Genomic DNA, 18987 nt, shown 5'->3' with positions numbered 1-18987 from the left:
GCCAGGGAGAGGCTCTCGGTGTAGGCGCCGTCGAAGCAGGTGAAGCGGACCGCGGCGCCCGAGGAGCGAACGCCCGCGGCGTCGAGGATGTCCGCGAGCCTGACCCCCGCGAAAGGCGTCCGGTCCACTCGCCATCCGTCCGTGCACAGCACATCGTGGACGATCCGGGTCTGCGGCATCGCGCGCAGATCACCGAGGGTGTAGGTCTTCGGCCGGTCCACCAGGCCGTCGACCCGCAGTTCGTAGTCGGTCGTGTCCTTGTGCGGCACCGAGCCGACGACGCTGTAGTACCGGAAGCCGCCCGGGTTGGGCAGCAGACCGGTCAGGCCCGTGACGTCCATCTGGGAGGCGGAGGCGAGGAATCCCTCCCAGCCGCGCTGGAGATACGGCGCGGCGGCGAGCCCCGCGGCGCCCGCGCCGAGCGTGCCGAGCATCGCCCGCCGCCCGACCGGTGCGCCCTCGGCCCTCCGCTTCGGTTTTCCTGCCATCGTCAGTGCGCTCCTTCAGGTCACACGTGTGAACGGCACTCCTCATGAGCGTCGTCACCCCTTAAACTGGTGACGAGGGTGGCACGGGCTTCTCGGAGTGTCAACAAGAGGGTGAACAGGGCACCGAACGTCCGTACACGTGTGATCGGCGGACACCGTCCGGGCGGAGCGCGGGGACGACACCTGCTAAACTCCCGGTGACCTGACCGTGTGATCGAGGAGTCGCAGACGTGGTGGGTGAAGACGACATCTCCGGGTGAGATCCGGATCTGACGGCCACCGGCCGGCGCACAGGAGCGCCGCCGCCGACGTGGCCCGTCTCGTCGTACCCCTTTCCCCACGTCTGCCCAGGGCAGAGGTCTCTGTTCTGCCCTCCGTTACTTCGAGGTCTCGTCATGTCCGACGCCGCCATCGTCTGCTCCAGCCTGTCCTTCGCCTGGCCCGACGACACTCCCGTCTTCCACGACCTGTCCTTCACCGTGCCCACCGGCCGCACCGGACTGGTCGCCCCCAACGGCTCCGGCAAGAGCACCCTGCTCAAGCTGATCGCCGGTGAACTCAAGCCGGTTACCGGCTCCGTGTCGGTCGGCGGCACGCTGGGCTACCTCCCGCAGAGCCTCCCCCTGACCGGCGACCTCACCGTCGCCGAGGTGCTCGGCGTCGCCGCGGTGATCCGCGCCCTGGACGCCGTCGAGTCCGGCGACGTCAGCGAGGAGCACTTCACCACCATCGGCGACGACTGGGACATCGAGGAGCGCACCCGCGCCCAGCTGGACCGGCTGGGCCTCGCCGGCCTCGCTCTGGACCGCAGCCTGAGCACCCTGAGCGGCGGCCAGGTCGTCTCCCTCGGCCTAGCCGCCCAGCTGCTCAAGCGCCCCGACGTCCTCCTGCTCGACGAGCCGACCAACAACCTCGACACCGAGGCCCGCCACAAGCTCTACGACGTACTCTCGGACTTCACCGGCTGCCTGCTCCTGGTCAGCCACGACCGCGCCCTGCTCGACCGCATGGAACGCATCGCCGAACTCGGCAGCGGCGAACTACGCCTGTACGGCGGCAACTTCACCGAGTACGAGGAGGCCGTCCGCGCCGAGCAGGAGGTCGCCGAGAAGAACGTCCGCAACGCCGAGCAGGAACTCAAGCGCGAGAAGCGGGAGATGCAGCAGGCCCGCGAACGCGCCGAGCGCCGCATGAGCAACGCCTCCAAGAACCTCAAGAACGCCGGCCTGCCCAAGATTTTCGCCGGCAACATGAAGCGCGGCGCACAGGAAGCAGCCGGCAAGTCCGGCCAGTTGCACGCCTCCCGTGTCAGCGAGGCCAAGGCCCGCCTCGACGAGGCCGGACGCGCGCTGCGCAACGAACAGCGCCTCAGCCTGGAACTGCCCGACACCCACGTGCCCGCCGGCCGCACCCTCTTCCTCGGCGAGGGCATGCGGGTCCACCACGCCGACCGCGCCGTCTTCGCCGACGGCGGCGTCGACATGACCATCCGCGGCCCCGAGCGCATCGCGCTCACGGGGCCCAACGGCGCCGGCAAGACCACCCTGCTTCGGCTGATCAACGGGGACCTCGCTCCCGACAGCGGGGAGATCAAGCGCAACGACGGCCGGATCGCCTACCTCTCGCAGCGGCTGGACCTGCTCGACCTGGACCGCACGGTGGCGGAGAACTTCGCCGCGTTCGCCCCCGAGCGGCCCGAGGCGGAGCGGATGAACCTGCTCGCCCGCTTCCTCTTCCGGGGGGCCCGCGCCCACCTGCCCGTCGGCGTCCTGTCCGGCGGCGAACGGCTGCGCGCCACCCTGGCCTGCGTGCTGTGCGCCGAGCCGGCTCCCCATCTGCTCCTCCTCGACGAGCCGACCAACAACCTCGACCTGGTCGGCGCGGGCCAGTTGCAGAGCGCGCTCAACTCCTACCAGGGAGCCTTTGTGGTGGTCAGTCACGACGAGCGCTTCCTCGCCGAGATCGGCGTGAACCGCTGGCTGCGGCTCGCCGACGGCGTGCTGAAGGAGACGGGAGCCCCCGTGGGGTGAACCCCGGCGTGTGACGTGGCCCGCGTCCGAGGCTCCGCACCCGGCGGGCCGACCACCGAACACCTTGGACGGTTCCCCATGCCCCACCCCGCGCTGCTCGCCCACGACCTCGTCCGCAACCTGGGCGGCCGACGTGTACTCGACGGCATCTCCCTGACCGCCGCCCCCGGTCACCGCATCGGCCTGATCGGGGAGAACGGCGTCGGCAAGTCCACCCTGCTCCGGGTGCTCGCCGGCGTCGACGAACCCGACGCGGGAAGCGTCTCACGCCCCGCCGAGCTGGGCTTCCTCCACCAGGAGATGCCCTACGACGCCGACGCCACCGTCGCCGCGGTGCTGGACGAGGCGCTGCGCGAGGCCCGCGAGGACCTCGCCGAACTGGAACGGCTCGGCGAGGCACTCGCCCGCGTCCCGCAGGACGACCCCGGCCACCCAGAACTGCTCGACGCCTACGGCAGGCGCCTGGAGCAGGCCCAGGACCGGGAGTCCTGGGACGCCGACCGCCGGGCGGCCCTGGTACTGGACGGGCTGGGCCTCGGCGCGGTCGGCCACGACCGCACGCTGGGCTCGCTGTCCGGCGGGCAGCGCGGCCGGCTCGCCCTGGCCGCGCTGCTCGTACGACGCCCGTCCGCGCTGCTGCTCGACGAGCCGACCAACCACCTCGACGACGGCGCCGCCGCCTTCCTGGAGGAGCAGATCCGCGGCTTGCCCGGAACGGTCGTGGTCGCCAGCCACGACCGGGCGTACCTCGACGCCGTCTGCACGGACCTCGTCGACCTCGACCCGGCGGTGGACGGCCCGGTCCGCTACGGCGGCAACTACACCGCCTACCTGGGCGAGAAGCGCGCCGAGCGGGAGCGCTGGGAGCGGCGGTACGCCGAGGAGCAGCGGGAACTGGCGGAGCTGCGGCAGGCGGCGGGCGTGACCGCGCACCGGGTCGCTCCGGACCGGGGTCGCACCGACAACGAGAAGATGGGCTACGGCCACCGGGCAGGCCGGGTGCAGAACCAGATCTCCCGCCGGGTGCGCAACGCCACCCGTCGACTGGAGGAGCTGGAGCGCATCCAGGTCGCCGAGCCGCCGCGCCCGCTGCGGTTCGCGGCCGGGGAGCTGGCCGCACGGGCCGAGGAGGGCCCGCAGCCGCTGGTGTCCCTGCGGAACATCCGGGTGCCCGGCCGGCTCGCGCTGGACGCGCTGGACATCTCGGCCACCGAGCGGCTGCTGGTCACCGGTGGCAACGGTGCGGGCAAGTCCACGCTGCTCGCCGTACTCGCCGGACGGCTGGCGGCCGAGGGCGAGGTGCGCAGGCGGCGTCGGCTGACGGTGGGGCTGCTCACCCAGGACACCGTGTTCGACCGGCCCGAACGCACGGTCCGCGACACCTACGAGCTGTCGCTGGGCCCGTCACGGGCCGAGCAGGTGCCGTTGGCCTCGCTCGGGCTGCTGCACGAGGCAGACCTGGACAAACCCGTGGGGCGGCTGTCCGTCGGGCAGCGGCGGCGGCTCGCACTGGCGCTGCTGGTGGCCCGTCCGCCCCAGCTGCTGCTGCTCGACGAGCCGACCAACCACCTCTCTCCGCGGCTGTGCGACGAACTGGAGGAGGCGCTGGGCACCGGCCCCGGCGCCATCGCCGTCGCCAGTCACGACCGCTGGCTGCGGCGGCGGTGGCAGGGCCGGGAGCTCCGTCTGGAGCCGGGAGGCCGGCCGGACGCGGGAGGCGGACGGCGAGAGAACCCGGCCACGGTCCGATCCGGGGCCTGAGCCGGAGGAAGCCGCAGGCGGTGGTGCCCCCGCGGCGTGGCACCACCCAGAGCGGTGACGGGTTCTTGCGCTCCCCGTCAGTCACCTGTCAAGATGGTGATGTGAATCTTGACCATGTTTTCGTATGCGGACACCCGGCCCTCGACTTCGCGGCCACCCTGCGTGCCCGGCGCTCGACCCGGTTCGAGATGTTCGTGACGCCGGACCGGCTCAACGCCTGGTACCTGGAGTCCGGACTCGTGGACACGATCACACCCGGCGACGAGGCGGACGTCCGGGAGGCGATCACCGTGCGTGAGGCCATCTACCGCCTCGTCACGAACCGCCGGCTCGGTGAGGAGTTCGACCGCGAGGCACTCGCCGTGGTCAACGGCGCGGCGCGGAAGACACCGGTTACGCCGCAGCTCACCCTGGCGGGCCGGCACAACGAGGCGACCCCGGCACAGGCCCTGGCGACCGTCGCGCGGCAGGCCGTCGAGCTGCTCAGCGGCCCGGACGTCCCCCTGATGAAGGAGTGCGGCAACCCCGAGTGCACGCGGGTCTACATCGACCGCTCCAGGGGTATGCGGCGCCAGTGGTGCGGCATGGAGTCCTGCGGCAACAAGATCAAGGCCGCCGCCTACCGCGCCCGGAAGAAGACCGCGCCCGTGCCCGCGCGGTGACTCCCTGACCCGGGCATCGCCCGGCTCCTACGGGCTGCCACCGAGGAGTGTCCGGCCGGACGTTCCGGATCCCTGTCCGCGCCTTCCGGGTGGGCGCCATGGTGCGGACGCAGTGCGCGCAGCCGTGCTCAGACCCAGGTGTCGAGCCACATCCGGGTGTGCCAGCTGGAGTACGGAATCGTCAGGCCCGTGTAGACCGGGAAGAAGTAGATGAAGTTCCAGGCGATGAGCAGCACCAGTGCGCCCGCGGCCACCACGCCCCGTCTGCGGCGTTCGGCCTTCCTCCCCGGAGGACCCAGCAGGGCGCCCAGCATCATCGCCAGGGCCAGGCACAGGTACGGCAAGAAGACCACGGTGTAGAAGGAGAAGACCGTTCGCTCCTGGTAGAGGAACCAGGGCAGGTAACCGGCTCCCACCGCGCACAGGACGGCGCCCGCGCGCCAGTCGCGGCGCAGCGCCCAGCGGTAGAGCACGTACACGAGCGCGCAGCAGGCCGACCACCACAGCAGCGGCGTGCCCAGGGCGAGGATCGCCTGCGAGCAGTCGGACGCGGCGTGGCAGCCGTCCTCGCCCGGTTTCACCGACTGGTAGTGGAACAGCACCGGGCGGCCGAGAACCAGCCAGCTCCACGGGTCGGACTGGTAGGAGTGCGGGGTGTGCAGGCCGACGTTGAACTGGTAGACCCCGTGCTCGTAGTGCCACAGGCTGCGGAGCGGCGCCGGGATCCATGACCAGGTGCCGCCACGGCCGTCCGCCCAGTGACGTCCGTAGCCGTCGTCGGACAGGAACCAGCCGGTCCACGTTGCCAGATACGTCGCCGCGGCGACAGGAACGAGGGACAGCACCGATCGCCCGAGGTCCCTGCGCAGCACGGCCCGGTACGGGTGGCGGGCCCCGGCGACGCGGCGGGCGCCGACGTCCCAGAGCAGGGTCAGGATGGTGAGGAAGGCCAGGAAGTACAGGCCGTTCCATTTGGTCGAGGCCGCCAGGCCCAGGAACACTCCGGCCGCGAGCCGCCACGGACGCACTCCTGTGCCGGCGCGGCCGGCGATGTCGTCGTCCGGTCGTACGTGACCGTCATCGTCCACCGGCAGGGCCGCTGCGAGCCGGGCCCGTGCACGGTCCCGGTCGATCAGCAGGCAGCCGAACGCGGCGAGTACGAAGAACATGACGATGAGGTCGAGCAGCGCGGTGCGGCTCATCACGAAGTGCGAACCGTCCACCGCCATCAGCGCTCCGGCCAGGCAGCCCAGCGCCGTCGAGCGGAACAGGCGGCGCCCGATGCGGCACAGCATCAGCACCGACAGCGTGCCCATGACCGCGGTCATGAAGCGCCAGCCGAAGGGGCTGAGGCCGAACATCCATTCGCCCAGGGCGATCACCCACTTCCCCGTCGGCGGGTGTGCGACGAAGGAACCGGTGTCGGAGAGCGGGATCACCTGGGGGTCGGCCAGGACCTGCGGGTCGGCTGTCTTGCTGTCCGGCCAGGTGCCCTCGTAGCCGAGCCGCCGCAGAGACCAGGCGTCCTTGGCGTAGTAGGTCTCGTCGAAGACGAGGTTCCGCGGGCTGCCCAGACGCCAGAAGCGCGGCAGCCCGGCGAGGAGCGCCACCAGCAGCGGCCCGCCCCAGCCCGACCAGCGCGCCAGCCGGCCCGCCGCTGCCGGGGACGGACCGAGCGTGCGCCACAGCTGCGATCGGGGTTCGGGAAACGGCACCACCAGGCGGTCGCGCACGGACGTACGCGGCGACGCGACGTACCCGAAGCGGTGCAGCCACCGCTCCCACGAGGCCGGCCGGCCGTGCGCCGCCTTCCGTGACACGTCGACGGACGCGGGCGCGTTCTTACGGATCACGTGGTCGGCTTTCTCCTCGTCGAGAGCAGGACAGGCGGAGCCACAGCTGCTCGGAGGTCGGCGTCAGGCACGCCGCTCCCCCGAGGCCGTGCGGGCCCGGCCATGCGGTCCGTCTCGGCATCGGCAACGGCACGCGGACTGAGGGAGCTACGGCATCGGTCAGGCAGGGCAGCGTTTGCCGTACGCTCCGGCCTGCCGACCGGCTCAGGGCCCTTGCGCGTTGTAGGCGCTGAGGTTGGCCTCGACCCGGCCCAGCAAGGTCAGCAGCTGCTCCCGCTCGGCCTCGTCCAGCCCGGCGAGGCTCTCCTGTTCCAGGGTGCTCCAGGCCCGGTCGACCTCGGCCAGCATGCGGGCGCCGGAGTCGGAGGGCTCCACCAGCACCGCCCGCCGGTCCGCCGGGTCCGGCAGGCGTCGTACATGCCCGGCCTGTTCCATTCGCTGGAGCGTCTTGGTGACCGTGGAGGGGTCGAGGCCGAGCATCCGGACCAGGTCCGACTGGCGGATGACCGGGCCGCTCTCCCACAGGTGCATCATCACCAGCTCCTGACCCGGGTACAGCCCGAGATCGCGCAGCAGGGCCGCGGCCGCCGTACGGTGCAGCCGGGCCACCCGGCACAGCGCATGGCTGACCGGACCGCCTCGGGCGACGGCGGGCCGTACGGCAGGCCCCGCCGTATCCGTCCCCGCCGGCTCCTCGGTGGTGTTCATCACTGCTTCGTGCCTCTCCGAGCGACCTGAGAACGCCTGACGACGCCCCGATCCCCCACTTTACTTGGGCGACCAAAGATTGGGGTACGGTGGGCCCGACATCACTAATTGGTCGACCAACAATTTATTTGGTCGGCCATACGATCCTGCGCTGCCTCGTGGAGCGGCTTGTGACCACCGCGCAGCCAGGGAACTTCGTTCACCCTCTGGGAGCACCTCCATGAGCAAGATCTGGTTCATCACCGGCTCGTCCCGCGGCTTCGGCCGCCGGTTCGTCGAAGCGGCACTCTCCCGGGGCGACAAGGTCGCGGCCACCGCTCGTGACACCGCCGCGCTCGCGGACCTCGTCACCGCTTACGAAGACGCCGTCCTGCCGATCGCGCTGGATGTGACGGACCGGGGTGCGGTCGTCGAGGCCGTCGAGCGTGCCCACGCGTACTTCGGCCGCCTCGACGTCGTCGTCAACAACGCCGGATACGCCGTGTTCGGCATGGTCGAGGAGCTGAGCGAGGAGCAGATCCGCGACCAGTTCGAGACCAACTTCTTCGGCGCCCTGTGGGTGACGCAGGCCGCTCTGCCGTTCCTGCGTGCTCAGGGCAGCGGTCACATCGTCCAGATCTCCTCCTTCGGCGGTGTCACGACCTGGCCGCACATGGGCGGCTACCACGCCTCGAAGTGGGCCCTGGAAGGGCTGACCGACACCCTGGCCCAGGAAGTCGCCGCCTTCGGCATCAAGGTCACTCTCGTCGAGCCCGGCAACTTCGCCACCGACGCGGCGGGTTCCTCCGGCGTCCACGCCGAGCCTCTGTCCGTCTACGACGGGGTGCGCGCCGCGGTGGTCGACGCCTTCAGCGGTGCCCCGGCCGGCGATCCCGCCGCGGCCGGTCCGGCACTGCTGAAGATCGTCGACGCCGAGAACCCGCCGCTGCGGGTCTTCTTCGGCAGCTCTTCCCTCCCGGTCGTCAGCCAGGTCTACGCCGAGCGGCTCAAGACGTGGACCGACTGGGCCGATGTGTCCGCACTGGCCGAGGGCTCGCAGGTCTGACCACGCACCGTGCGGGTCGTCCGAGCCGGGCGGACCGTACGTGCCTTCACCGGCGGCCGTGCTCAGTCCGGGGGGACCGCCCCGGCACGGACGACCCTGCCGGCCAGCTCGCGGGCCTTGGTGGGGGCGGCGTGGGCCGCGAGGGCGGTGGTCAACAGGCACTGGCGCTGCCGTTCTGGCACCAGACAGGGACCGAAACGCTCGTCCGCAACCCGCTCAAAGCCTTCAGTACCGGCCCGACCTCGACGGCTTCCGCACCAGAACCGGCCTCGCCCTGTCGCCCTGGGCATCCCCACGTCTCCCAGGCCACCCGACGTCGATAATGCCGTGCAGTCGGCCGGATGACAGGACACGCTGGTGCAGTGAATCAGGTTCAGGAGGTCGTGGAGCTGGTCGGCGGTGTGCTCGGCCGAGATGTCATCGGCACCTACCTCCACGGCTCCTGCGTGCTCGGTGGACTCAGGCCGGCCAGCGACGTCGACGTACTGGTCGTCTCCCGGCGGCGCATGGACGAGCAGGAACGGCGGACACTCCTCGGTGGACTGCTCCGGATTTCCGGCTCCCGAAACGAGGTTCGGCCGGTCGAGCTCACCGTGGTCGTACAGTCCGAGGTCCGGCCGTGGCGGTATCCGCCGACCGGCGACTTCCTCTACGGCGAGTGGCTGCGCGCGGAGTACGAGGCCGGGGCGGTCCCCCAGCCGGAGTCGATGCCCGACCTTGCCCTGCTCATCACCATGGCCCTGGCCGGCGACCACCCCCTCACCGGCCCGCGCCCGGCGCTGGTCCTCGACCCTGTTCCCCGGGCCGACCTGGTCCGGGCGAGCGTCTCGGGTGTCCCCGGCCTGCTGGACGACCTGGACAGCGACACCCGCAACGTCCTGCTGACCCTCGCCCGCATCTGGACCACGCTCGCCACCGGACGGATCGTGTCGAAGGACGCCGCCGCCGACCGGGCCCTCGCCCAGCTCCCGACCGAGCACCGCGCCGTCCTTGAGCACGCCAGGCAGCTCTACCTCGACTGCCCCTACTCCGAGGAGAGCTGGAGCGCCGCATTGCGGGCGCAGGTGCGTCCGCATGTGAACCACGTGCTCACTGAGATCGACCGGCTGCTCACCCGCGCCCCGCGGATGGCAGAGCACGACATCCTCCGCTCCTTGCTGGGCGGGTAGACACCGCCTTGTGTCGGCGGGTTGACGATCTCGAATTCCTGTCCGGAGGCGCTGAAGTACCGGATCCTTCCCCTGGGCGGCCTGCGCGGTGGAGGTCAGGCCGATGGCCAGTGCGGCTGCGGTGCCGACCGTCAGGCCGAGTCTGGCGAGACGTGCGATGCGGAGCAAGGCAGGCCGTCGTTGCGCACCTTGTTCCGCAACGCACTGGCCGGCCCGGCTCCGCCAAGTGACCCCGTCCTGCGGGGGCCTCCGCCGTGCTCTGCCCGCCGGCTCACGCGCCCGGGTCCGCGAGGAGCGACTCGGCCGCCTGCCCCAGTGCGTGCGCCCCGCACTCCTGCGCCTGCCGACGGGCCCGGAGGAGTTGCTCGCGGGCGAGGTCGGGACGGGCGTCCACGAACCAGGCGCGGCCCGCCGTGAGCCTCGCGGACGCGGCGTACACGGACATGGCGTTCGCGTCGAACAGCTCCGCCGCCTCATGGGCCAGGCGCGCCGCCGGAGCGCCGTCGCGCCGGGCGAGGAGGTTCTCGGCCCGGGTGAGGGCGACGAAGCCGTGCTGGGGGCGCGGGCCGTCCGGATCGGCGGACTCCGCGGCCCGGCGCGACCACTCGGCGGCCTGGCCGGGATCGTCCCGCGCCAGCGCGGCACCGGTGAGCACCGAATACCACAGCGGACGCATCGGGGCCTCGAAACGCCCCAGGTCCACGCCGCCGCCCGCGCGCAGGGTGAGGGCCGCGCATCCGTCGGGGTCGCCGGTGAGCAGCATCGTCTGCCCGAGGACCCCCAGAGCGACGGCGCGGGCTGTCGACGGCCCGCGGTCCGAGCCCTGCGAGGGCACCATCGACGTGCAGATCCGCCGCGCCTCCTCGACCTGTCCCCGCCAGAGCCGTACGGCGGCCTTGACCGCGCCGGCGAGCGACGACGGCTCGTCGCTCCCGGTGAACGAGGCCGCCTCCAGGGCGTCCTCCGCGTGGGCGTCGGCTTCGTCGAGGCGGCCCAGGAACAGGTACGCGTAGGCGGCAGCGGCGAACAAGTCGCACAGCAGGACGTGGTGGCCGGTGCGGTACGACATCCGCAGCGCTCTGTCGAGCGTGCGCAGCGCCGCATGATGGTGGCCCCAGAGCATCTGGGACCACCCGACGGTGACACACGTGCCGAGGTGGTCCTGGAGCTCTTCGTCCGCGAGCTGTTCCAGGGCGGCTGACGCACGCTCCAGGTCGGCCCGGGCAGCGGTGTAGTCACCGGCTGACGTCCGGGCGAGCGCGAGCAGCCCCAGGGCCGCGTTGCGCTGCGGCGCGCTGCCGGCGCACGTGGCGGATCGCAGTGAGCGTCGTGCCCACCGCACGGCGGTGTCGAAGTCCGCTGTGCGTACGGCCACGGAAGCGACCGCCGCCTGGAGATCGGCGGTGGTGCCGGGTGAGTGGGTGACGGCACCGGACAGCTCCTCCAGCAGGAGGCCGATCGCCCCGTCGTACTCGCCGAGCAGCCACTCCGTGGTGGCGAGCGAGACCACCAGACGTGCGTGCTGCTCCGCGGCGCCGGCGGGCAGACGAGGCATGACCGTACGGAGGAACTCGCGGCTTTCCCGCAGGTGCCCCGCCCGGTGCAGGGCATCGGTCCGCTGCGCCCAGAGATCGGGACGCGGCACCTTTGGTGGGAGCAACCGGAGCGCCTGCTCCGTCCACCTCGCCGAGGTGGACGGCGAGGTGGACAGGACGTCGCGGGCCGCACGGGCCAGCAGCGCGGCCGCCGCGTCGTCGCCGGCACGGGCGGAGCACAGCACGTGCACGGCGCGCGCGCTCGGCGGCGCACCGGCGAGGCGCAGCGCCTCCTCCGCCCGGATGTGGGCGCCGATCAGCCAGCCGGCGTCCGCTCCTTCGTAGACGGCCGTGCGCACCAGCGGGTGGCGGAAACGGAAGCGCTGGGCGTCGCCCGTGGCGCGTACGAGGTCACGTGCGGCCAGCGCGTCGAGTGCCGTGAGAGTCTCGTCGAAGGCGGTCCCGGCGACGGCCGCCGCACCGGCCGCGTCGAACGGGTCCCCGAGCACAGCGGCGGCACGCGCCACGGTCACCGTCGCCGCGGGCAGGCCGCTGAGCTCCGCGAGGACGTCCGCGCGGACCGCGCCCGGCAGTCCGTCCGTGTGACCGTGCGGGTCGGCCGGCCCCGCGGGGCGGTCGCCCGTACCGACGGCCGTGTGCGGGGGCAGGCGCGCGAGGCATTCCAGGTAGAGCGGGTTGCCTCCACTGACCTCGTACATCCACGCAAGCCGACGCCGGCCGCGCACGCTCGGGCACAGGTGCTGGGCGTCCGCCCGTGACAGCGGTGCCAGTTCGCTGCGCACCAGTCGGCCTTCGGCCGCGCTGCGCGCGAGGGCTTGTTCGAGGCGTGGTGTGATCTGCCGCGGCCGGTGTGCGAGGGCCAGGAGCAGCCGGGCGCGCACCGGACGGCGCAGCAGGTACGCGATGAGTTCGCTGGTGGCCTCGTCCGCCGCGTGGAGGTCGTCGATGACGAGGACCGTCCTGTCGGACATGGCCAGCGTTTCGAGCAGGGAGGCGAGGGACCGGTGCAGCCAGTGCCGTTCGGTGGTGGCCGGGCCGGGCACGGTGGCGGGGCCGTCGGCCAGTACGGGGAAGAGCGTGCCCAGCACCCGGACGGTCGCGGTGGGCAGCGCGGCCCGCAATCGGCGCTCGCCGGCGGTGACGGCGTCGGCGAGGGCCTCCACGATGACGCCGTAGGGGTGAGGATCGCTGGGCGCGCCCGTGCTGTGGAGGACCGTCAGCCCTCGATCGCGCGCCGCCCGCACCACCTCGTCCAGCAGCCGGGTCTTGCCCATGCCGGGCTCCCCCAGGATGTCGAATCCGAGCGGGGCCGCGTCCCTCGCACCGTCCTGGGTGACGAAGTCGTCCAGCAGGCCGGTGAGTGTGCGCAGTTCGGCCGAGCGGCCGACCAGCCGGCCCCGTGCGGAAGGCGCACTCGGCGGGGACGCAACGGCCGGGGGCGCCTCGGCGGCCGGGGGCTCCGTGGCTGGTGCCGTCAGGGCCGGGTCGTTCGTCAGCAGTCGTCGGTGGAGGGTGCGCAGTGCGGGACCGGGGTCGCAGCCCAGTTCTTCGGCCAGTCTGGCCCGTATGACGTGGAAGTGCTGCAGGGCGTCCGCCGAGCGCCCCGACCTGTACAGGGCGAGCATCAGCTGCCCGGCCAGACGCTCGTCCAGCGGGTACCGGTCCGCCAGAGCGGACAACTCGGACACCAGCCGTGTGTGGTCGCCCAGGCGCAGCCGGACGTCGGCGTGGTCGAGCCGGGCCAGGAACCTCTCCTGGTGCAGGACTTCGCGCAGTCCGCTGATCCACGCCGTCTCCAGGCCCGCGCACGCCTCGCCCCGCCACAGGCTCAGCGCCCGTCCGAACAACGCCTCCCTGGCCCGGTCGTCCCCTGTTCTGCGGGCTGCGGCGGTGTGGGCGCGGAAGCGGTTCAGGTCGACGGTGAGCGGGTCCGCCAGGAGGGCGTAGCCGCCCGGGCGGCGGGCGAGCAACTGCCGTCCGGGGCCGAAGGCGTTCCTGAGCCGGGAGAGATAGGCGTGCAGGGTCCCCCGGGCGCGTTGGGGAGGGCCGTCACCCCATACCCGTTCCATGAGGGTGTCCACCGTGACGACGTGCCCCGCGTCGATCAGGAGCGCGACCAGGACGCTCCGCTGCCGTGCGGGTCCCAGGGGCAGCGGCCTGCCGTCCGCGACGGCCTGTACGTCGCCGAGCAGCGTGAACTCCAGACCGGTGCCGCACTCTCCGCCCGTGCCGAACTCCATACCTGCGCCGATCCTCTTCCGCTGTGGGCACCGTGCCGGGCGGCTTCCCGACAGCCGCTCGGAACGTACGTCTCCAGCGCGTTCAAGGGGTCGGCACAACTGTGCAAGGGAGCTGGGCCGGCCTGTGAACGCGTCGGACACCGGAAGTATCGGCGGTTCCAGGGGCGCAGAGGCAGTCGTGATCACGCCGTGATCGCGTCATGCGGCGGTCCGCTGCTCACAAGGGGGCCGCAGTGAGTCTCGCTCGCCGCACCGACATCGACGTGGTGCACGCCGGCGACTGCTGGGCGACGGGTGAGAGCGGCCGCGCAGTCTGGAGGAACGCCCCCCCCTGGTCTCCGACTTCTCGTGTGCCACGGCTGGGCCGGGACACTGCACACGGTGCAGTGCATGGCCGCCGACAGCGGGGACGCGGAGCTGAGGTCGGGTGCCGAGCGACTGGCCGGCCGGGTCCTCGGGGGTTTCATCCGGCGCATCCGTTCGGCTACCAGGACAGGAGCATCAGTCCGTTCGTGGCCGACCGCCCCGGGTTCCTCCAGGGCGCGGCGGGCGTGGCGCTCGCCCTCCACACCTTCGCCACGGGCCGGTCCCCGGCGACCGGCTGGGACGCCGCTCTGATGCTCAACTGACCCGTGGGGCGCACGGCGCTCTGCTCCGGCCCCTCGTCCTCATCTCAGGCGACGCTGCGGCTTGGGCGCGCCCGGCGGTGGGGGCTGGATCGCCGCCGGTGAGGAGTGGGAGCGGCGGCTGTGCGAGCGGCTCCGCCGGGCGGACGGGGCGCGGGCGTGGTGTCGGCCGCCCGGACGCGACCTGACCACTCAGAAAGCCGCGCCGGCGCCGGGCATGGCCGGTGATCGGTGGGATACCCGCAGGCCATGAGCGTGCTGGCAGCAATTCGTGAGACCGACCGGCATCTGACCAAGCGGCTCGCCACCAGCGCCTCACCCGGCCTTCACCGGACGCTGTCAGCGGTGGAAGAGACAGCGGAGGGAACGAAGCTGTGGTGCGGCGCGGCCGTGGTGATGGCCTGGCTGGGCGGCCGGCGCGGCCGCAGGGCCGCCGCCGCGGGTCTGGCCGCCGTGGCCCTGGCGCAGCTGGTCTCGAACGGCGTGTGCAAGCAGCTGGCCGACCGTCCCCGGCCCCCGAAACAGTGGTTCCCGCACGACGAGACCGAGGACAGACCCAGCTCTTCGTACTTCCCCTCCGGGCACACCGCCGCCGCGGTCGCCTTCACCGCCGCAGTGGCCCCGGCGTGGCCGTTGGCCGGTGCCCTGTGCGCGGTGCCCACCGCCTTGGTGGCCGTCGAACGCGTGCAAAGCGGCGCCCACTACCCCAGCGACGTCGCCGCCGGCGCGGCCATCGGCCTGGCCAGCGCCTCGTTCACCCGCCGTGCCCCGCACCTGATCCTGCGCCACTGGCTGTAGCGGTTGTCCGCCGGGACAACCCCGTACGCACCGTGCGGGTCCTCGTCATCCGCAAGCCTTGTCCTGGTCTGCTCCGTTCGGGGTACTCGCGTCCTCACCACAGGGGCGGGCTCGCACGAGCCCGTCGTCATGAAACAGATACAGAAGACGGGAGGTGATCGTCGTGTCGACCATGCAACCCCCCTCTGCCGGCCCCGACCGCAGGAGGGCTCACGCCACCGACGAGCCGGTGAGCGAGCTGGTGCAGCGGGCGTCGCAGCAGCTGACGGAGCTGGTGCGCGGCGAACTGAGGCTGGCGCAGGCGGAGATGAGGGAGAAGGGCAAGCGCTACGGCAAGGGTGGCGGGCTGTTCGGCGGCGCCGGGGTGGTCGGCTTCCTGACGCTGCAGGCGCTGGTGGCCACCGGGATCGCCGCGCTGGCGGTGCCGCTGCCGGTGTGGGCGGCGGCGCTGATCGTCACAGCAGTGCTGGGTGTGATCGCCGCGGTGCTGGCCATACGTGGAAAGAAGCAGGTCGACCAGGCCGCGCCGCCCACGCCCGAGCAGACGGTCGAGAGCGTGAAGGCCGACGTGGCCGAGATCAAGGAGAGTGCACACCGATGACCCAGCCGCCCCACGACGAGCCCACCGCCTCCACCCCCGACGAGTTGCGGGAACAGGTCGAGCAGACCCGCGAAGAACTCGGGCAGACCGTCGAGGCGTTGGCGGCCAAGACCGACGTCAAGGCGCGCGCACGGGAGAAGGCCGCCGAGGTCAAGGAACAGACCGCCGCAAAGGCCGGTGAGCTGAAGGAGCAGACCGCCGCCAAGGCCGGTGAGCTGAAGGAGCAGGCCGCGCTCAAGGCCGGGGAACTGAGGACGAAGGCGGCCGACCTGGCCCAGCAGGCGCAGGACAGGCTGCCCGACCCGCTCAAGGACAAAGCCGAGCAGGCCGTGGCGAAGGCGGCCCGAACCGCCCAGACGTGGCAGGAGAAGGCGCCCGAGCCGGTGCGGCAGAAGACGGCCCAAGGAGCGCAGCTGGCACGGGACAACCGCAACCTGCTGCTGGCGGCGGCGGCCGGTACGACTGCCCTGGTGTGGCTGGCGTGCCGGCGGACGAAGAGGTGAGCGACGAGGAACGGGCCTGGAGGGAGGCGCTGTTCGCCGCCACCCCGCAGGGGGCGTTCTCGCGGGGGTCAGGGCCCCCGTCGACCGAGCCGGCGCCGCCGCCACATGCCGTATGACCGGCACTCGGCCCGGCTGACCTCGGACGCGAAACGGGGGTGCCGGTGTGACACGGATACCGGCACCCCTTCTCGTGGGTCCTCGGCCGGCCAGGACCATGGCCTCCCTGCCGGCGAGGAGGCTCTCGAACGCGGTCGGCGTCCGGGCAGATACCTAGCTGTCCCTGAGTATCGCTACTCGTGATCGACGCGCGGTTCGACTTCTATCGTGCCCAGCATGGACACGAACCCGGCTCCCACCACCACCGAGGCCGCACCGGGCACACGGTGGGTCGGCGGCTGCGCGATCGCAGCGATCATTCTCCTGGCGCTGGTGGCGTACGGGGCCTACGCACTGGAGAACCTGGAGAAAGGCATCGACGGGTACGGGCAGATGGAGCAGGCGGGACCGTCGGGCCATGTGTCCGACCCTCTCGGTCCCGGCGCCACGGCCCAGTTCGAAGACGGCCTGAAGATCACCGTCAGTCCACCGCGCGCCGAGGCCGGCGGAGCCTACGCCTTCTCCGTGACCTACGAGAACGGCACCGACTCCGCCGTACGACCGGGTGGCCGGTCGCGCGAAGACAGCGTCTCGGACATCGGTCAGGCAGCACTCGTCGTACGTCCCGGCAAGAGCCACGACGACTACGTCAGCGACTACGACCTGGACTGGCTGAACGAAGAGGCATCGGCCGCCGCGCTTCTGCCGCCGCTCGCCGAGGGCGAGAAGCGCACGGTACCCGTCCGCATCAAGCCCACTCGGGCCGGCATCCCGGTCACCGTCGAGGTGGCCGTGCCCGACGCCGGCTACAGGGAGACCGCCTACTTCCAGCTCACCGCGGGCTGAGCCTCCTCAGCCCACGGCGGGGCCGTCCGCAGAGGGCGCGGTGCGGTTCTGCTTCGCCTTCGCCCTGGCGGATGCCCTTGCCCCATCAGGCCGTTGCGGCAGGCACGCGGCAGAGCTGACGGAACGTCCGCGCCGTCACCATCTCGTCCTGTCCTGCACCGGCCCGGCGGGCAGGCCGGAAGCGGATATCCAGGGCATCACCCGTGCCAGGTCACGGTGTATGCGGTCGGCTTCGCCGCGTACCTGGGCGGGGATGTCGCCGCGCTCGGCGACGAGGCGGCTGAAGATGGGGGTTTCCTGGAACACTATGCAGTCTGCTTTCTACTGGCTGGCCGCGGGTCGCGGGATACGGGTGCTTGCGGGTGGTCGTCGGCGCCGACGGGGGTCACCGTCGCGGCCACGGGCTGGATACGGCGAGGTCGAAGGGCATGATCGGGAAAATACCGGAAGCCGCCGTGGTCGGTGACGATCGGGACCGGGGCCGTCCGGCCGGTCGCCGTCACGCGCACCGCTTCCGCCCCCTTGACCATGCCGAAGTGCGCGGGCCGGGTGGCGTGCCGAGGTGCTCGTGCGGTCGCGTCCAGGAATGGCCCATGCCCGGCAGCCTACGGCGTGGCACTGACAGTCCGCAGCGAGCGGGACCGCCCGACCGCGCATGACGGTGCCGGACGCCACCGAGGCTTCCGCCAAGCCCTTTGGTCCTGCGCCTGTCCGCAGCAGGCACGGCCGCACTGGCCGGCTTGGCCGCTGCCGCCGGAACGGCGCACGCTGACAATTACCTCGGCGCCCTGAACCCCACGTTCGGCAATGCCTGCACCAACCACACGTCGAAGCACCCCGCCACGGGCCTGGCAGCCGCTGCCGCGGATGTCGTGTCCGGCAGCGTCGGCCAGATTCCGGTTACCGCACCCCAGAACGACTGCGGCAGTCAAGGCGTCGGCCAGGTCGGCTTTGCTCAAAAGGGCTTCACGTCGGACCGGGCGGCGAAGACCTGCGTGACCGCTGTGCAGTGGTGCTCGTGCTGACGCGTCTTCGCCGGACCGTAGCCGTGGCGCGTGCCGCCTACCGCCAGAGCCTCCAGCGTCCGTCCCCACCCCCCGCCTGTGCTGGATGCGGTGGCCAGGCTGCCGGTGAGCACGTGGCGCTGCACATGGGAACCGGAAGGTGTCCGTCATCTCGACCCCATGGCGCAGGACTGGCACGCCGCCTTCCACCTGGGCAGCTCGGACAGGCGCATCGACGTGGTCGACGCCTTTGGCGTTGCCGTGGTGTGCATCCAAGCCCTCGAACGGCGCATCACTCAGCTGCCAGAAGATCTCCACACCCGCAGACTGCAACTGCGCGAGCCCACGGCTCCACAGCACGCACAGACGGACAGCGGAGCCCCGAAGGGACGAGCACAGGGCGCGCCGGCGGTCGGTTCCGGGTAGGTCGCCGGGCATCTCGGTGCCCGGACGAGGCCGACGAGGCGAGCCGACTCCGGCGCGTGCTCCGACGCCGGACGATGTGCTGATCGCCGGGGACTGTCGCAGGGGTCATGCCCGTCCCCGTGCCCGGTGCCGCTTTGTGTACGACCAGGTCACCGCGGTCATCAGGGCCGGGATGGCGAACAGCGGGGCGAAAGCGAAGCCCCAGACGGTCTGTGCCGTACCGCTCGACATGTACGTCTGGCTCTCGACGGTGAAAGCGACCACGAGCTGCCACAGGGCCACCACGACCAGGACGCCCGAGGCGGTCCAGGCCAGCGGGGCGAGGATCCTGGGACGCAGGGGCCGCCACCGGTCGCTGACCAGCAGCAGTGGGAACAGAGCGGCCAGTTCGGCGAGGACGGTGAGACCGACGACGTAGGCGATGCCCCAGCCCGGAATGTCGAAGACGTCGCGCAGCACCTGGTCGCTGTAGCCCACATGGACACCGGACGCCATGGCGATGCGCCACAGGCCGGACGGGACGGCGCACAGAGCGATGGCGTGGGCGGCGCGGCGAGCCCAGACGGGCGCGGGGG

The 18987-nt window shown here is 72.0% G+C and carries 16 protein-coding genes; 11 read left to right on the top strand and 5 right to left on the bottom strand.

Translation table 11 applies throughout. The annotated features are described in order from the left end of the window. A partial coding sequence (locus CCN44_RS31210; RefSeq protein ID WP_244203995.1) for a molybdopterin-dependent oxidoreductase occupies positions 1-488 on the bottom strand: 488 nt, incomplete at its 3' end. 395 nt (positions 489-883) lie between these two features. Here CCN44_RS31210 and abc-f point away from each other — a divergent pair. From abc-f to CCN44_RS31195, 3 genes are all read left to right on the top strand, one after another. Beyond that, positions 884-2518: a ribosomal protection-like ABC-F family protein gene (abc-f, locus tag CCN44_RS31205; RefSeq protein WP_086701353.1), complete on the top strand. Its 1635-nt coding sequence runs from the start codon at positions 884-886 to the stop codon at positions 2516-2518. A 78-nt stretch (positions 2519-2596) separates the two neighbouring features. Then, a complete protein-coding gene (locus CCN44_RS31200) occupies positions 2597-4279 on the top strand; it encodes an ABC-F family ATP-binding cassette domain-containing protein (protein ID WP_086701350.1) in 1683 nt (560 codons plus the stop codon). Between the two features lie 101 nt (positions 4280-4380). Further along, on the top strand, positions 4381-4941 hold the full coding sequence (locus tag CCN44_RS31195; RefSeq protein ID WP_086701346.1) for a CGNR zinc finger domain-containing protein: 561 nt from the start codon (positions 4381-4383) through the stop codon (positions 4939-4941). A gap of 128 nt (positions 4942-5069) precedes the next feature. Here the strand turns inward: CCN44_RS31195 and CCN44_RS31190 are convergent, their stop codons facing one another. Next, entirely contained in the window at positions 5070-6761 is a 1692-nt protein-coding gene (locus CCN44_RS31190; protein ID WP_237480880.1) for a dolichyl-phosphate-mannose--protein mannosyltransferase, read from the bottom strand. Between the two features lie 237 nt (positions 6762-6998). Further along, positions 6999-7502 (bottom strand): MarR family winged helix-turn-helix transcriptional regulator, encoded by a 504-nt coding sequence (locus tag CCN44_RS31185; protein WP_059255641.1) that lies wholly within the window; start codon positions 7500-7502, stop codon positions 6999-7001. A gap of 220 nt (positions 7503-7722) precedes the next feature. On the opposite strand from CCN44_RS31185, the gene CCN44_RS31180 reads away from it, so the two are divergent. Further along, positions 7723-8547 (top strand): SDR family NAD(P)-dependent oxidoreductase, encoded by an 825-nt coding sequence (locus CCN44_RS31180; RefSeq protein WP_086701343.1) that lies wholly within the window; start codon positions 7723-7725, stop codon positions 8545-8547. A 362-nt stretch (positions 8548-8909) separates the two neighbouring features. Then, complete coding sequence (locus CCN44_RS31175; RefSeq protein WP_208639874.1) at positions 8910-9716, top strand: aminoglycoside adenylyltransferase family protein; 807 nt, start codon at positions 8910-8912, stop codon at positions 9714-9716. A gap of 271 nt (positions 9717-9987) precedes the next feature. On the opposite strand, the gene CCN44_RS31170 is transcribed toward CCN44_RS31175, so the two are convergent. Beyond that, positions 9988-13512 (bottom strand): BTAD domain-containing putative transcriptional regulator, encoded by a 3525-nt coding sequence (locus CCN44_RS31170; RefSeq protein ID WP_086701337.1) that lies wholly within the window; start codon positions 13510-13512, stop codon positions 9988-9990. Positions 13513-14387: 875 nt separating this feature from the next. Here CCN44_RS31170 and CCN44_RS31165 point away from each other — a divergent pair. The 6 genes from CCN44_RS31165 to CCN44_RS31140 all read left to right on the top strand — a co-directional run bounded on the left by CCN44_RS31165 (position 14388) and on the right by CCN44_RS31140 (position 18412). Next, positions 14388-14936, top strand: a complete 549-nt coding sequence (locus CCN44_RS31165) for a phosphatase PAP2 family protein (RefSeq protein WP_086701334.1) — start codon at positions 14388-14390, stop codon at positions 14934-14936. Between the two features lie 172 nt (positions 14937-15108). Beyond that, positions 15109-15537, top strand: coding sequence for a phage holin family protein (locus CCN44_RS31160; protein WP_167404048.1), 429 nt, complete (start codon positions 15109-15111; stop codon positions 15535-15537). Next, positions 15534-16040, top strand: a complete 507-nt coding sequence (locus CCN44_RS31155) for a DUF3618 domain-containing protein (protein WP_059255654.1) — start codon at positions 15534-15536, stop codon at positions 16038-16040. Before CCN44_RS31160 ends, CCN44_RS31155 begins: the two co-directional genes overlap by 4 nt. A gap of 333 nt (positions 16041-16373) precedes the next feature. Beyond that, positions 16374-16982 carry a hypothetical protein gene (locus CCN44_RS31150; RefSeq protein ID WP_086701328.1) on the top strand — a complete coding sequence of 203 codons (609 nt, stop codon included), beginning with the start codon at positions 16374-16376 and terminating at the stop codon, positions 16980-16982. A gap of 695 nt (positions 16983-17677) precedes the next feature. Next, on the top strand, positions 17678-18007 hold the full coding sequence (locus CCN44_RS44150) for a hypothetical protein (RefSeq protein ID WP_143650061.1): 330 nt from the start codon (positions 17678-17680) through the stop codon (positions 18005-18007). Positions 18008-18085: 78 nt separating this feature from the next. Continuing rightward, positions 18086-18412: a hypothetical protein gene (locus tag CCN44_RS31140; protein ID WP_143650059.1), complete on the top strand. Its 327-nt coding sequence runs from the start codon at positions 18086-18088 to the stop codon at positions 18410-18412. Positions 18413-18517: 105 nt separating this feature from the next. Here the strand turns inward: CCN44_RS31140 and CCN44_RS31135 are convergent. Next, a partial coding sequence (locus tag CCN44_RS31135) for a hypothetical protein (RefSeq protein ID WP_244203994.1) occupies positions 18518-18987 on the bottom strand: 470 nt, incomplete at its 5' end.

Source organism: Streptomyces tricolor, from assembly GCF_002155905.1.
In the GTDB taxonomy this organism is placed as follows: Bacteria; Actinomycetota; Actinomycetes; order Streptomycetales; family Streptomycetaceae; genus Streptomyces; species Streptomyces tricolor.
This window is presented reverse-complemented; position numbering and strand designations above follow the sequence as displayed.